Origin of the sequence: Methylobacterium tarhaniae, assembly GCF_001043955.1 — a bacterium.
GTDB classification, from domain to species: domain Bacteria; phylum Pseudomonadota; class Alphaproteobacteria; order Rhizobiales; family Beijerinckiaceae; genus Methylobacterium; species Methylobacterium tarhaniae.
This window is the reverse complement of the sequence record NZ_LABZ01000070.1, coordinates 40465-54556: the sequence shown is the minus strand read 5'-3', so window position 1 is coordinate 54556 and position 14092 is coordinate 40465. Positions and strand designations below refer to the sequence as shown.

Sequence of the window (14092 nt, the reverse complement as noted above, 5' to 3'; positions counted from 1 at the left end):
TGCCGACCGAGCGGCAAACACCGCAAGCGTAACACTATTACAACATCCCCGGCGCCGGCGACGGCCGGAGGCGTGCGGGCCAGGCTCCGCGGCAGGATGGGCGCGGACATCCCCATCCCCGTGGGCGGGGAAGGGGCTCAGGACGCCCAAAGCGCACCGAAGGTTCGCCGCGAGGGTGAGGGGGCGTCTGCGGAGGAGCCTCGCTCGTCGAGCCCCCTCACCGTCGCTCCGGCTACGCCTCCGCTCGCCACGTCTCCGTTCCCCGGGCCGACCTGCCCGGTCCGGGAATCCGGCGGGGAGGTGGTCAGCCGCAGAAGCGTGCGTAACGGCCGAGCGCGGGACTGAAGATCACGCGGCAATCGCCGTAGATGCCCGAGGCAAGGCCGCCGAAGCCCAGGCCGCCGAAGCGGTAGCGGTGGCCGTGGCGGTAGAAACGGCCGTGATGGCCGAACCGGCCGTGTCCGAAGCCGCCCCGGTACCCGAAGCCGCCATGATGGCCGAACCCGCCATGCCGGAACCCGCCATGTCCGAAGCCGCCATGTCCGAACCCGCCACGCCCGAACCCGCGGGCCTCCGCGCTGCCGGTACCGACGGCCAGGGCCGCCAGGGTGATACCGGCCGCCACCATCATCTTCGTCGAGATCGTCGTCATGGTGTCTCTCCCTGTTGGAGTGACGCCATCCTCGGCCCGTTCGCGCCCGGGATCCGTGACCCAGGTCACAGATCCATGGTCACAGAATCCATGGTCACGCGGGCCCCGGGGGGCCGGCTCACGCCTCCGGGGCCTGTGACGGCTCCGGGCCGCGCCCCAGCCAGACGTCGAGGCTCTGCGCGCGGCCGCGGATGGCCGTCGCGTGCGGCCCGTCGAAGATCGCGCCCGGGGCGTCGAGGCCGGCCGCCGCCAGGAGGTCGCCGCTGACGGCGAGGCGGATGCCGGCCTGGGAGGCGACCGCGAGCAGGCGGCTCGCGACGTTGACCGTGTCGCCCGTCGCCGTGATGTGCTGGTTGGTGTCGCTGCCCAGGCGTGAGAGGATCACCGGCCCGTGATGCGCGCCGATCCGCACGTCGAGGGCGCGCCCGGCCCCGGCCAGCTCGGGTTCGCGCGCGATCCACTCCGCGGTGCGGGCGATGAGGGCCTCGGCCGCCGCGACCGCCCGGGCAGCCACCGCAGGATCGGGATCGAGCGCGCCGAACACCACCATCGCGCCGTCGCCCATGAAGTTCACGACGAGGCCCCCATGCCCGGAGGCGGTCTCGTCGACGAGGTCGTGGAACGACTTGAGCACCGCCCGGGTACGGGCCGGGCCGAGGCGCTCGCTCTGGCGGGTGAACCCGGTGAGGTCGATGAACAGCACCGGGATGTCCCGCGCGACGGGCTCGGTGAGGTAGGCCGGGTCCCAGGCGAGGCGCTCCGCCAGGGCGGCGGGCTGCAGCCGGCGCAGCGCCTGCTCCGAGCGGGCCAGAGCCGCCGCCCTGCGGCGGTCGAGCGCCTGGCGCGCCGCCGCGCAGGACAGGGCCGGAAGCCCGGCCGCCGCCAGCGGCAGGGCGGCGCTCCACCAGATCCCGCAGGCGAAGGCGACCGCCCCCGCGGTGAGCCATCCCGCCAGGAGCAAAAGCACGAGCAGGATCGCCGGGCCGGGCGGGGCGAGCGCGATCAGGAGCGCGGCGGCGCCGGCGAGGCCGATGGAGACGGCGGCATCGAGCCGCCGCACGCCCGCATCGCGGGTGAGCCCGCCGCCGGTCATCAGGTGGGCGATCCCGGTCGTCAGCAGCTCGACGCCCGGCATGACCGGGTCGAAGGCCGTGGCGAAGGTGTCGCTCCCGCCGAGCGCCGTGGCGCCGACGACGACGACGCGATCGGCCAGCGCGGGGGCCGGGACCGTGCCGTCGAGGAGCCCGGCGGCGCTCACCGTCGGGATCGTGCGGCGCGGGCCGTAGGGGCGCAGGGGCAGGTGACGGCCGAGATCGAGCGGGACGCGCGCGGCCCCGATCCGCACCGCCTGCGCGCCCAGGACCGGATCGCTCCGGGCCGCCAGGGAGGCGGCGCGCAGCACGAAGGAGGCGGCGACCTCCTCGCCCGCGCGGACGACGAGGGGAAGGTGCCGGGGAACGCCGGCAGCATCCTCGGACACGTTGACGAGGCCCGACGCGGCCTCCCGGCCGATCACCGGGGTCGGCCGGTGCAGGGCGGCGGCGACCGGGATGCCGTCCTCGCTCGCGCCGCCGTCGAACACCGCCGCCGCCGCAAGGACCGAGGGGGCCTTGGCGAGGGCGGCGCCCAGAGCCCGGTCCGCCTCCGGCTGGCGGCCGGCTTCCAGGAACAGGACATCGACGGCGAGGGCGCGCGGCCGGGCCGCCGCGATCGTCTCGATCAGGCGCGCCATCATCGCGCGCGAGACCGGGAACCCGCCCTCGCGCCGGACGGTCTCGTCGTCGATGGCGACGATGACGATGCCGGACGGCGGCGTGCGCGGTCCGGCCAGGCGCAGGCGCAGGTCCGTGAGGGCCGATTCGGCGCGGTCGAGGGGCGTGGCGCGGCCGGAGAGGTGCAGGTGGGAGAGCCAGCCGCTCCAGGCGAGCGCGACGGCGAGGGCGAGGAGCGCGAAGCGCCGGTCGTGCCGTGCGGTCCGCGACGGGCCGCCACCCGCGTCGCCGGCCCAGGCCCTCAGCAGACTTGCGGTGGCAAGCCACCGCTTCGTCCGCTCAGGTTCTCGTTCGGTCGCGGATTTTTGTTGCAAAACCGGCTACCACTTTTGCGAAATCAGCTCAGCGCCCGAAGCGTTCGAGGAGGGCCCGGACGCGCTCCTGCGGCCAGCGCCGCACGGTGAGGGGCGCCCGGTCCGCATCGACGTCGACGCCCTCGCCCGGCCCGAGCGTCACGGCTTCCTGGGGGCTGCCCCGCCGCGCGACGGCGACGCGCCCCTGCTCCACGAAGACCGACGTCCGCGCCTGGGTCACGTCGACGGCGTAGACGGTGCCGCGCACCGAGGCGATGGCGTGGGGCGTCAGGATCTGGAAGCCGTCCCGGCGGACGCGCCGGCCCGGCGGCAGCGTGACGAGGACGGCGCGGCCGCCGAGCTCGGCGCCCTCCAGGTGCCCGTCCTGATCCCGGTCGATCGGCCGCAGCCCGCTGCCCTGCTCGGTCTCGAGCACCAGCCCGTCGGCGCAGCGAAGGACGCGCAGGGGCGGATCGAACCGCGTTTCCTCGGTGCAGCGCGACTGGGCCGAGGCGGCGCCCGCCAGAAGGATCGGGACGAGGGCGAGGACCGCCGCGCGCGCCGGATGTCTCATGGGGTGGATCCTCCCGCGTCAGGTTCGTGAGCGCTCGCCGAGCGCGGCCAGCCGCCGGGCGGTCCTCACGGTCACGCGCGAGCGGCCGAGGTCGATGATGCCCGATCGGCGCCAGTCCTGGAGGACGCGGTTGACGCTCTCCCGCGCCGCGCCGACGAAGGCGGCGAGCTCGGCCTGCGTCACCTGGATCTCCGCCCCATAATCCTCGGACAGCATGACCAGGCGCCGCGCCAGCCGGGTATCGAGCGGGAGCAGGGTGGCCTCCTCCATGCGCTCGCTCATCCAGCGCAGCCGCTGGCAGAGGAGCCCGATGATCCGGACCGCCATCGCGGCGTCGCGGGCGAGGAGGCCGAGGAAATCCCCCCGCTCGATGACGAACAGCTCCGCCGCTTCGAGCGCGACGGCCTCCGCCGTGCGCGGGCGGCCGTCGAGGAGGGCGATCTCGCCGAACACGTCGCCGGGCCCGAGGAGGTTGAGCGTCACGGACCGCCCGTCCTCCGTGCCGGCGCCGATGCGGACCTGGCCGCGGCGCAGGGCGTAGAGGGCGTCGCCCGGGTCGCCCTTCTGGAACAGCGTCTCGTTCCGGGCGAGGCTGCGGGTCCGGCAAAGGCCGGCGATGGCCGCGATGGCGTCCTCGCCCAGCTCGGCGAAGAACGGGTTGGCGGCCAGGAGCCTGGCCAGCCCTTGCGGCGCGCTCATGTGGTTGCCTCGCTCTCCACGCCCAGGCTTATGGGCGTGGTGCAAGCTCTAACGCAAGTCGCCCGTCCGTCGGCGGCCCGCGCGATCGTCCGGTGTGGCGCGACACGCTGGCCGCCCTCTTTCGGCGGCGGGAGGTCGATCGACTCAGGCGTTGGCGCCTCCGTCGACCGTGAGGGCGGTGCCGGTGATCTGGCGCGCCGCGGGGCTGGCCAGGAACGCCACCGCGGCGGCGATGTCCTCGGGCTTGCCGTAATGGCCGAGCGCCGTCATGGCCCGCTGCCCGTCCGCGAGCGCGCCGTCGGCCGGGTTCATGTCGGTGTCGGTCGATCCCGGCTGGACGAGGTTCACCGTGACGCCCTGGGGCCCGAGCTCCCGCGCCAGGCCCCGGGTGAAGGCGAGCAGGGCGGATTTCGACATCGAGTAGACCGTCACGCCCGCGAAGGGGACGCGCTCGGCGAGGCACGAGCCGATCGAGATGATCCGCCCGCCCTTCGTCAGATGAGGGATGGCCGCCTGCGAGGCCAGGACGACCGAGCGGATGTTCACCTGGAGGAGGGCGTCGATGTCGGCGAGGCTCATCTCCGCCAGGGGACCGCCGCGGGCGATGCCGGCATTGTTCACGAGGATGTCGAGACCGCCGAGCGCCTCTGCGGCCGCCGCGACCGAGCCCGTCACCGCCGCCGGATCGGCGCTGTCCGCCTGGAGCGCGACGCCGCGGCGGCCCGTCGCCTCGATGCGCCGGACGATCTCGGCCGCCCGGTCGGCGGAGCGCTCATAGGTGATGGCGACATCCGCCCCCTTCCCGGCGAGCGCCAGCGCGATGGCGGCGCCGATGCCGCGGGAGGCGCCCGTCACGAGGGCGCGCTTGCCTGCGAGTTCGCTCATGGTCCGGCCTTTTGTGTAATGATCGACACAAAAATGGCTATGCGCGTTGTGAAGCCGGGTCAAGCGATTTATATAACGATCGATGCAGAATTCTCCGTCCGCCCGATCCCCGGCGGCCCCCCGCGAAAACCAGCCCGCCCGCGGTCGCGGCCGGCCGCGGGCGTTCGACCGCGAGGCGGCCCTGTCCGAGGCGATGCGCCTGTTCTGGCGCAAGGGCTTCGCGGCGACCTCCATCGCCGACCTGACCCAGGCCATGGGAATCGGCTCGCCGAGCCTCTACGCGGCCTTCGGCTCGAAGGAGGCGCTCTACGCCGAAGCCCTGCGCCACTACGGCGCGCGCTACGAGGCCTCCGTCTGGGCCCGGTTCGCGGCGGCGGCGACGGCGCGGGAGGCGATCGAGGCGCTGCTGATGGATTCGGCCGCCGCCCTGACCGGGTCGAGCGGGCGCGCGGAGCCCTGCGGCTGCATGGTGACGCTGTCGATGGTCGGCAGCGAAGGGCATGCGGAACTCGGCGAGATCGTGCGGACGGCCCGGGCCTGCGGGCTGGAGCGCGTCGCCGCCCGCCTCGCGCGCGCGGTGGCGGAGGGCGAGGTCGCCGCCTCGGTCGACCTCCCGTCGCTCGCGCGCTTCGTGATGACGGTGCAGGGCGGCCTGTCGCTCCAGGCCCGCGACGGGGCGAGCCGCGCCGAGCTGGAGGCGGTGGCCCGTCACGCGATGCTGGGCTGGGACCAGCGGGTCGCCGGCCGGCCGTGATCGTCAGGCCCGGCCCCCACCTCGGGGCGGGCCACCGGAATGGGAATGGATGCGGCAATGAAGAGAATCGGGTTCCTGTCGTTCGGTCACTGGTCGCCGAACTCGCAATCGGCGACGCGCTCGGCGCGGGACGTGCTGCTGCAATCGATCGACCTCGCGATCGCGGCGGAGGAGCTGGGGGCGGACGGCGCCTATTTCCGGGTCCACCACTTCGCCCGCCAGCTCGCCTCGCCCTTCCCGCTGCTCGCGGCGATCGGGGCGAGGACGCAGCGCATCGAGATCGGCACCGGCGTCATCGACATGCGCTACGAGAACCCGTTCTACATGGTGGAGGATGCGGGAGCGGCGGATCTGATCGCGGGAAGCCGCCTCCAGCTCGGCATCAGCCGGGGCTCGCCCGAGCAGGTGATCGACGGCTGGCGGCATTTCGGCTACGCCCCGCCCGAGGGCGCGAGCGATGCCGATCTGGGGCGCCGGCACGCCGAGGTGTTCCTGGACCTCCTGAGCGGGAAGGGCTTCGCCCAGCCTAACCCACGGCCGATGTTTCCCAACCCGCCGGGGCTCCTGCGCCTCGAGCCGCATTCCGAGGGCCTGCGCGAGCGGATCTGGTGGGGGTCGGCGTCGGACGCCACCGCGATCTGGGCGGCGCAGCAGGGCATGAACCTGCAGAGCTCGACGCTGAAGGCCGACGAGACCGGCGAGCCGTTCCACATCCAGCAGGCGAGGCAGATCCGCCGCTACCGGCAGGCCTGGACCGAGGCGGGCCATGCCCGCACGCCGCGGGTCTCCGTCTCGCGGTCGATCTTCCCGCTCGCGAGCGATCGCGACCGGGCCTATTTCGGACGCGGCGGCGACAGCGACCAGGTCGGCATCATCGACACCATGCGGGCGGTGTTCGGCCGCTCCTACGTGGCCGAGCCGGAGCGGCTGATCGAGCAGCTCAGGGCCGACGAGGCCATCGCCGAGGCCGACACTCTCCTCCTGACGGTGCCGAACCAGCTCGGCGTCGCCTACAACGCCCACATCCTGGAGACCCTCCTGACCCAGGTCGCCCCGGCCCTCGGCTGGCGCTGATCCTGCCGGCCGGCGCGGCGAATGCGGGCGGCGGCACGTCCCGTCAGCCCGCGGCCTTGGTGAGCAGGCCCCGGATCCGCCCGGCGATCCGGGGGCCGCTGAGGCCCAGCGCCTCGCGCAGCTCCGGCGTCGGGCCGATCGGCGGATACGCGTCCTCGATGCCGATGCGGACCACCGGGAAGGCGTGGCCGCCTTCCAGCACCTCGAGCACCGCCGAGCCGAGGCCCCCGACGGTGCTGTGCTCCTCCACCACCACCATCGCCCGCACCTGCGCGGCCGCCGCCAGGATCGCCCCGCGGTCGATCGGCTTCACCGTGTGCATGTTCAGGACCTCCGCGGCGATCCCCTCCGCCCGGAGCAGGTCGGCGGCGAGCAGCGCCTCCAGCACCATGGCGCCGTGCGCGACGATGCAGACGTCGCGCCCCTCGGCCAGGCGCGCCGCCCGCCCGATCGCGAAGGGGGCGCCGGGCCGGTCGAGGACGTGCTCGGGTCCCCGGCCGAGCCGCAGGTAGACCGGCGTCGCCGCCGGATGCTCGGCCGCGGCCTGGAGCGCGTGGTCGAGCTCGACCGGGTCGGAGGGCGCCACCACGATCGTGTTCGGGATCGCCCGCATGATCGCGACGTCCTCGAAGGTCTGGTGGGTGGGACCGCCGACCCCGTAGCTGAGGCCGCTGGCGAGGCCCGCGAGGATCACCTTGAACTCGTTGTAGGCGCAATCGACCTTCGCCTGCTCGACGGCCCTGAGGGTGAGGAAGGCGGCGTAGCCGCACACGACCGGCAGCTTCCCGCAGGCGGCCAGCCCCGCCGCGACGCCGGTCAGGTTCTGCTCGGCGATGCCGACATTGATCAGGCGGTCGGCGTGGCGGTCCCTGAGCCCGGCGAGGCCGGTCGCGTGCAGGAGGTCGGCCGTCACCGCGACGGCGTCGGGCCGCCGGTCCAGGAGCGCCCCCACGCTCTCGCCGAACTGGCTGCGCACGTCCTTGCGCGGATGGGCCGCCCGGAAGGCGGCGACGTGGTCGCGCAGCCGGGCCGGATGATCGAGCAGGCTCACCGCAACACCTCCCGAAGCTCGACGCGGAGCGCCTCGTACTGGGCCGGCGAGATCGCGTCGGCGTGCCAGCTGCGGACGTCCTCCATGAACGAGACGCCGCGGCCCTTGACCGTCCTGGCGATCACCACCCGGGGCCGGCCGCTGCCGTCGAAGCGCGGCACGTCGAGGATCGGGACGAGGGTCGCGAGGTCGTGGCCGTCGGTCTCGACCACGTCCCAGCCGAAGCTGCGCCAGCGGTCGGCGAGGGGCTCGAGCGGCAGGACCTCGTCGGTCCGCCCGTCGACGCACAAGCCGTTGCGGTCGACGACGGCCACGAGGTTGTCGAGGCGGTGCTTGGGCGCGAAGGCGGCGGCCTCCCATACCGAGCCCTCGTGCAGCTCCCCGTCGCCGAGCACGGCGTAGACGCGGTAGTCGCGCCCGTCGAGGCGGCCGGCGAGCGCCATGCCGCAGGCATTCGACAGGCCGTGGCCGAGCGCCCCTTGCGAGGAATCGACGCCGGGCTGGCTGCGGCGCGACGGATGGGTCGCCAGCCTTGCGCCGACCCGGGTCTCGAAGTCCGGGATCCAGGATTCCGGGATGAAGCCGCGCCGGATCAGGGCCGAGTACAGGGTCGGGGCGGCGTGCCCCTTGCCCAGGACGAAGCGGTCGCGGTCGGGCCAGTCCGGGCTGGCCGCATCGACCCGCATGACCGCGAAGTAGAGGGCGGTGACGATCTCGGTGCAGGAATAGCAGCTGCCGAAATGGCCGTTGCCCGCGGCCATGAACATGGCGGCGACGTCCAGGCGGTTGACCCGCGCCATCTCCCGCAGGTCGTCGAGGCCGAGCGGGGCGAACCCGTTGCCCGGGACCGGTTGCTGCCTCATGCCGCGCCTCGCTTCCCACCTCGAAAAGGGTCTCGGTCGTCGTGCCCCGCGGCCGGGCGGCGCCCGGCGTGGTCCGGCTCCCCCGGCGGCCTCACGACGAGGCTGCCAGTTCCTCGACCCGCCGGATGCCGGCGGCGATGTCCGCCGCCGTGACCGGGAAGGGCAGGTTGGGGATGTGCGGCGCCGTCATCGTCAGGCGGGCGATGGCGTCGATCTCCTCGGCCGTCGCATCCGCCAGGCCGAGATCGGCGAGGCGGACCGGCAGCCCGATCCCGCGCAGGAAGCCCGTCAGGTCGCAGATCTCGGTATCGGCGTGGCGTTCGACGGCGCGCTGCACCACCACGGCGTAGGCCACCTGCTCGCCGTGCGGCGCGTCCTTGGCGCCGCGGGCCTTGACGAGGCCCCGCGTCATCGCGTGGGCGAGGGACAGCCCGCCATTCTCGAAGCCGAGCCCGCTCATCAGGATGCAGGCCTCGACGGTGGCCTCGACATCCGGCGTGACCTCGTCGCGCTCGACGGCGGCGAGGGCCGCCGCGGCGTGGGCCCGCAGCGTCGCGTAGCCGGCCTCCGCGATGATGCCGCCGGTCAAGAGGGGCCTGGTGCCGAAGGGCGTCACGCCGGTCCCGGCCCGGCAGCCGCGGGCCTCGAACGCCTTGGTGATCGCGTCGCCGATTCCGGCGCGCAGGAAGCGGGCCGGCGCCCGGGCGATCAGCGCCGTGTCGACCACGACCGCGTTGGGATTGCGGCTCATGCGGTCGACCGCCACCATGACGTGGTTCTCGTCGTAGACCGCGTAGGTGGCGCTGGTGGGGGCGTCGTTCGACGCGATGGTCGGGACCGTGACGACCGGCACGCCGAGGCGCTCGGCCACGCCCTTGCCCACGTCGAGGGCCTTGCCCCCGCCCACCGCGACGACGAGGCCCGGGGCCTCCGCGCGCACGGCCGCGACGAGCGCCTCGATCGCCGCGTAGGTGATCTCGCCCGCGAAGGGCACGAGGCGCGCGGCCACGCCCGCCTCGCGCAGGCTCGCGGCGATCGGATCGGCCACGATCCCCCGCACCCCCTCGTCGACGACGACGCAGGCGGAGGCCGCGAGCGCCCGCGCGATCCCGCCGATGCCGTGGATCGCGCCCGGCCCCTGATGGTAGCGCGGCGGCGCTCCGAAGATCCTCACGCTCATGGGGTTCCTCCCGGGGCCGCTCACGGCCGGTCCGTCCGCGGGTCGAGGTCGTCCAGCGCGAAGGCGTCGCTCGGCGCGCCGAAGGCGCAGTAGCCGCCATCCACCGGCAGGGTGATGCCGGTGACGAAGCGGGCCCGGTCCGAGGCCAGGAAGACCATCGCCTCGGCGATGTCCTCCGGCGCGCCGAGCCGGCCCATCGGGGTGCGGCGGCGGATGCGGGCCGGATCGATGCGCCCGGCGGCGATCAGCCCCTCGGTGAGGGGCGTCAGGATGTAGCCCGGAGCGACCGCGTTGACGCGGATGTTGTGGGGGCCCCACTCGCAGCCGAGCACCCGGGTGAGCATGCCGATGCCGGCCTTGGCGGCGCTGTAGGCGGTGCGCACCGGCAGCCCGAGGACACCCGCGATCGAGTTGAGGTTCAGGATCGCGCCGCCGCCCTGGCGCATCATCGCGGGGGCGACCGCCTTCGAGACGAGGTAGGTGCCGGTGAGATGGACGTCGATGAGCCGCTGCCAGTGGCTGAGCGGCTGCTCGATCGTGGGCACGAAGCTGTCGGGCACCCCGGCATTGTTGACCAGGATGTCGATCCGGCCGCAGCGCGCGAGGGTGGCCTCGACCATCGCGGCGACCTCGGCCTCCTTCGACACGTCGCCGCCGACCGCCCCATGGCCCTCGCCGAGGCCCTGCGCCGCCGCCTCGGCGGCCGCCTCGCGCAGGTCGTTGACGACGACCCGCGCGCCCTCCCGGGCGAAGGCCGTGGCCGTGGCGAGGCCGAGCCCGCTCCCGGCCCCGGTGATGAGCGCGACCTTGTCCTTGAGCTGCATGCCGTCCGCCCTCCGATCGGGGTTTGCGCGTCCTACAGGCCGAGATACGTCGCCCTCAGGTGCTCGTTCTCGATGAGGTCCCGGCCGGTGCCGGAGAGCGTGACGCGGCCGTTCTCCAGCACGTAGCCGCGGTCGGCCATCGACAGGACCTGGAACACGTTCTGCTCGATGATGAGGATCGGGATGGCGAGCTGGCGCACGGCGCGGATCGCCTCGAACAGGCGGTCGACCATGATCGGCGCCAGGCCCAGCGACGGCTCGTCGAGGGCCAGCACCCGCGGGCGGGCCATCAGCGCCCGGCCCACCGCCAGCATCTGCTGCTGCCCGCCCGAGAGGGTCGAGGCGGCCTTGTCCCGGCGCTCGGCGAGGATCGGGAAGAGCTGGAAGACCTCCTCGATGGTGGTGCGCCAGCGCGCATAGGCGCGGCGGTTATGCGCGCCCACCATCAGGTTCTCGCGGATCGACATGCCGAGGAAGAGCTGCTTGCCCTCGGGCGACTGGACGAAGCCCGCTTCCGCCACGCGGTGCGGCGCCAGCCCGTCGATGCGCTCGCCGAACAGCGACACCGCCCCGCCCCGCGCCCGGACCAGGCCCGAGACGGTGCGCAGGAGCGTGGTCTTGCCGGCGCCGTTCGCCCCGATCAGCGCGACGATCTCGCCCGGGTCGATCCGCAGGGACACGCCGTCGAGGATCTGGGCGTCGCCGTAGCCGGCCCGGAGGTCGACCGCCTCAAGCGCGGGCTGCTGCATAATGCTCCCCGAAATAGGCCTTGAGCACCTCGGGCTGGGTCACCACGTCGCGCGGCGCCCCGTCGGCGATCAGGCGGCCGGATTCCATGACGATCACCCGCTCGCTCAGGGCCATGATCACCTTCATGACGTGCTCGACGATCAGGATGGTGACGCCCCGGTCGCGGATGCGGCGCACCAGCGCCACCATCTCCTGCCCCTCGGCGGGGGTGGCGCCCGCCACGACCTCGTCCATCAGCAGGAGGGTCGGCTCCGTCGACAGCGCCCGGCCGAGCTCGAGCTTGCGCCGGTCGAAGGCGGTGAGGTGCTGGACCTCGGTCTGCGCCTGCCGGCCCATGCCGAGGAAGTCGGCGATTGCCTCGGCCCGGTCGCGGATCGCGTGAGCGTCGCGGGAGCGCGCGAAGCCGCCGACCATCAGGTTCTCGACCACCGTGAGGTCGGCGAAGGGCTTCGAGAGCTGGAAGGTGCGGGCGATGCCGGCCCGGCAGATGTCCCAGGGCCGCAGGCGCGCGATGTTTCGGCCGCGGAACAGGATCTCGCCGGAATCGGCCCGCGTGTAGCCGGCGATCATGTTGAAGGCGGTGGTCTTGCCGGCGCCGTTGGGGCCGAGCAGCGCCAGGATCTCGCCGGGCTCGAGGCGGAACGACAGGTCGCGGACCGCCTGGAGGCCGCCGAAGCGCTTGCTGATGCCGCGCACCTCAAGGAGGGGGGCGCTCATCGCCGGCCTCCGCCGAGGCCCGCGCGCGCGAGGACCGCCCGCAGCGGGGCGATGAGCCCCTTCGGCAGGTAGAGGACCGCCAGCATCAGGATGATCCCGTAGACGACGATGTGGAGGCCGAGGAGCGAGCCGCCGAGGCTGCCCCGGGTGATCTCGGCGAGCGGCGCGAGCAGGACCGCGCCGAGGAGCGGCCCGAACACCGTGCCCTGGCCGCCGATGATGCTCATCAGCGCCATGTCGATCGAGAGGTCGACCCCGATCAGCCGCTCGGCATTCACGTAGCGGAAGAACTGGGCGTAGAAGCCGCCGCCGATCCCGGTCATGAAGGCGCTGATCGCGAGCGCGACGAGCTGGTAGCGGGCCGGGCTGATGCCGAGGCTCTCGGCGGCGTCGCGGTCGCCGCGGATCGCCTTGAGGTAGAAGCCGAGCTTCGAGCGCTCGAGCCACCACGTCGCCGCGAGCGCCCCGACGAGCAGGGCGACGATCACCCAGTAATACGGCGCCTTGCCGTTGAACTGCAGGGCCGCCAGGCTCTCGCCGCGCAGCGGCACGGTGAGGCCGGCGGCGCCGTTGAGGGGGATGCCGAGCACGCTGTCGGTGTTCTCGACCCAGATCCGGATCATCTCCGCGAAGGCGATCGTCGTGAGGGCGAAGTAGGGCCCGCGCAGCCGGAAGGTCGGGTAGCCCACCACCACCGAGAGGAGCGCCGCGAGAAGCCCGCCCACCGGCATCCCGAGCCAGGGCGAGAGGCCGAGCCCGGTGAACAGGAGCACCGTGGCGTAGCCGCCGACGCCCGCGAACATCGCATGCCCGATCGAGAGCTGGCCGACATAGCCGCAGACGAAGTTCCAGGCCGTCGCCATGTAGGCGAAGAACAGCACGACGATGCAGGAATGCAGGAAATAGGCGTCCTGGACGACGAGCGGCAGGGCGGCGGCGGCGAGGCCGCCGAGCAGGATGGCGCCGAGGACCGCCGCCCCCGCGGCGCGCGCGCCGTGCGGGCGGCGCGGCGCCGCGGCGCCGAGGCTCAGGGTCGGGGTCTCGTCGGGGAGCGGCACGAAGGGCCTCCGCGGCCGGCCGGGATGGGCGGTGGTCATCAGGCGCGCCCCATCAGGCCGCTCGGCCGCACGAGGAGGATCAGGACGAACAGGCCGAGCGACAGGATCGCCGCCGAGGTCGCCGGGACGAATTGCGAGGCGAGGGCCTCGAACACCCCGATCACCAGGCCGCCGACGATCGAGCCCGGGATGCTGCCGATGCCGCCGAGGACCACGACGATGAACGAGCGGATGCCGAAGCTCAGGCCTACCTGCGGCGAGATCGGGATGAATGTCGCGAGCAGCGAGCCGAACAGGCCGAGCAGGGCCGCGCCGATGCCGAAGGTCACGGCGTAGATCAGCGGCACGTCGATCCCCGACAGGGCGGCGGCGTCGCGGTTCTGGGCGGTGGCCCGGATCGCGCGGCCGAGCCGCGTGCTGCGCAGCCACAGCGACAGGAGGATCGCGGCGAGGATCGCGGCCGAGAAGGCGATCAGGCGCTGGCTGTTGACCGGGATCGGCCCGAGCATCAGCGGTGCCAGGGCGAGGCCGGTCGAGGCCGAGCGCACGTCCGGCCCGAAGGCCATCAGCGCGAGGTTGTCGATGACGAGGTAGACGCCCGCGGTGAGGAGCAGCGCGCTCAGGGGCTCGACCACGAGGGCGCTCTCGCGCCGGATCAGCGGCGCGATGACGACGCTCTGGATCAGGAACCCGACCGCGAACAGCAGCGGCACCGTGACGACGACGCTGGCATAAGGATCGATGCCGGCGAGCGCCTGGAGCCAGAACGCGGCGTAGAGGGCCAGCATCAGCAGCGAGCCGTGCGCGAAGTTCACCACCCGCATCACCCCGAAGATCAGGCTGAGGCCGAGCGCCACGCCGCCGTAGATGCCGCCGATGAGAAGGCCGTTGACGAGCGCGAAGGAGAGGATCAGCGGGTCCATGGGCCTGCCTGCCTGGGCCGGCG

Annotated in this window: 15 protein-coding genes; 2 read left to right on the top strand and 13 right to left on the bottom strand. The window is 73.5% G+C overall.

Annotated elements, in window-relative coordinates:
- Positions 1-304 precede the first annotated feature (304 nt).
- The 5 genes from VQ03_RS11275 to VQ03_RS11255 all read right to left on the bottom strand — a co-directional run bounded on the left by VQ03_RS11275 (position 305) and on the right by VQ03_RS11255 (position 4875).
- A complete protein-coding gene (locus VQ03_RS11275; protein ID WP_048450963.1) occupies positions 305-652 on the bottom strand; it encodes a hypothetical protein in 348 nt (115 codons plus the stop codon).
- A 118-nt stretch (positions 653-770) separates the two neighbouring features.
- Positions 771-2738: a CHASE2 domain-containing protein gene (locus VQ03_RS35005; RefSeq protein ID WP_280948485.1), complete on the bottom strand. Its 1968-nt coding sequence runs from the start codon at positions 2736-2738 to the stop codon at positions 771-773.
- A gap of 28 nt (positions 2739-2766) precedes the next feature.
- Positions 2767-3291, bottom strand: a complete 525-nt coding sequence (locus tag VQ03_RS11265; protein ID WP_048450962.1) for a FecR domain-containing protein — start codon at positions 3289-3291, stop codon at positions 2767-2769.
- Between the two features lie 18 nt (positions 3292-3309).
- Positions 3310-3990, bottom strand: a complete 681-nt coding sequence (locus VQ03_RS11260; protein WP_048450961.1) for a Crp/Fnr family transcriptional regulator — start codon at positions 3988-3990, stop codon at positions 3310-3312.
- Positions 3991-4134: 144 nt separating this feature from the next.
- Positions 4135-4875, bottom strand: coding sequence for an SDR family oxidoreductase (locus VQ03_RS11255; protein ID WP_048450960.1), 741 nt, complete (start codon positions 4873-4875; stop codon positions 4135-4137).
- An 82-nt stretch (positions 4876-4957) separates the two neighbouring features.
- On the opposite strand from VQ03_RS11255, the gene VQ03_RS11250 reads away from it, so the two are divergent.
- Complete coding sequence (locus tag VQ03_RS11250) at positions 4958-5629, top strand: TetR/AcrR family transcriptional regulator (RefSeq protein WP_048450959.1); 672 nt, start codon at positions 4958-4960, stop codon at positions 5627-5629.
- A gap of 57 nt (positions 5630-5686) precedes the next feature.
- Positions 5687-6703, top strand: a complete 1017-nt coding sequence (locus tag VQ03_RS11245) for an LLM class flavin-dependent oxidoreductase (RefSeq protein WP_048450958.1) — start codon at positions 5687-5689, stop codon at positions 6701-6703.
- 43 nt (positions 6704-6746) lie between these two features.
- Here the strand turns inward: VQ03_RS11245 and VQ03_RS32990 are convergent, their stop codons facing one another.
- From VQ03_RS32990 to VQ03_RS11205, 8 genes are all read right to left on the bottom strand, one after another.
- Complete coding sequence (locus tag VQ03_RS32990) at positions 6747-7754, bottom strand: transketolase family protein (protein ID WP_167376075.1); 1008 nt, start codon at positions 7752-7754, stop codon at positions 6747-6749.
- Positions 7751-8617 (bottom strand): transketolase, encoded by an 867-nt coding sequence (locus tag VQ03_RS11235; protein ID WP_048450957.1) that lies wholly within the window; start codon positions 8615-8617, stop codon positions 7751-7753. Before VQ03_RS11235 ends, VQ03_RS32990 begins: the two co-directional genes overlap by 4 nt.
- Before the next feature lie 91 nt (positions 8618-8708).
- Positions 8709-9797 carry a glycerol dehydrogenase gene (locus VQ03_RS11230; protein ID WP_048450956.1) on the bottom strand — a complete coding sequence of 363 codons (1089 nt, stop codon included), beginning with the start codon at positions 9795-9797 and terminating at the stop codon, positions 8709-8711.
- A 20-nt stretch (positions 9798-9817) separates the two neighbouring features.
- A complete protein-coding gene (locus VQ03_RS11225; protein ID WP_048450955.1) occupies positions 9818-10621 on the bottom strand; it encodes an SDR family NAD(P)-dependent oxidoreductase in 804 nt (267 codons plus the stop codon).
- Positions 10622-10653: 32 nt separating this feature from the next.
- Positions 10654-11370, bottom strand: a complete 717-nt coding sequence (locus VQ03_RS11220) for an ABC transporter ATP-binding protein (RefSeq protein ID WP_048450954.1) — start codon at positions 11368-11370, stop codon at positions 10654-10656.
- Positions 11351-12088 carry an ABC transporter ATP-binding protein gene (locus VQ03_RS11215; protein ID WP_048450953.1) on the bottom strand — a complete coding sequence of 246 codons (738 nt, stop codon included), beginning with the start codon at positions 12086-12088 and terminating at the stop codon, positions 11351-11353. Before VQ03_RS11215 ends, VQ03_RS11220 begins: the two co-directional genes overlap by 20 nt.
- A complete protein-coding gene (locus VQ03_RS11210) occupies positions 12085-13146 on the bottom strand; it encodes a branched-chain amino acid ABC transporter permease (RefSeq protein ID WP_245292039.1) in 1062 nt (353 codons plus the stop codon). The genes VQ03_RS11215 and VQ03_RS11210 overlap by 4 nt, the downstream gene beginning before the upstream one ends.
- A gap of 38 nt (positions 13147-13184) precedes the next feature.
- Positions 13185-14069 carry a branched-chain amino acid ABC transporter permease gene (locus VQ03_RS11205; RefSeq protein WP_048450952.1) on the bottom strand — a complete coding sequence of 295 codons (885 nt, stop codon included), beginning with the start codon at positions 14067-14069 and terminating at the stop codon, positions 13185-13187.
- Positions 14070-14092: the final 23 nt, after the last annotated feature.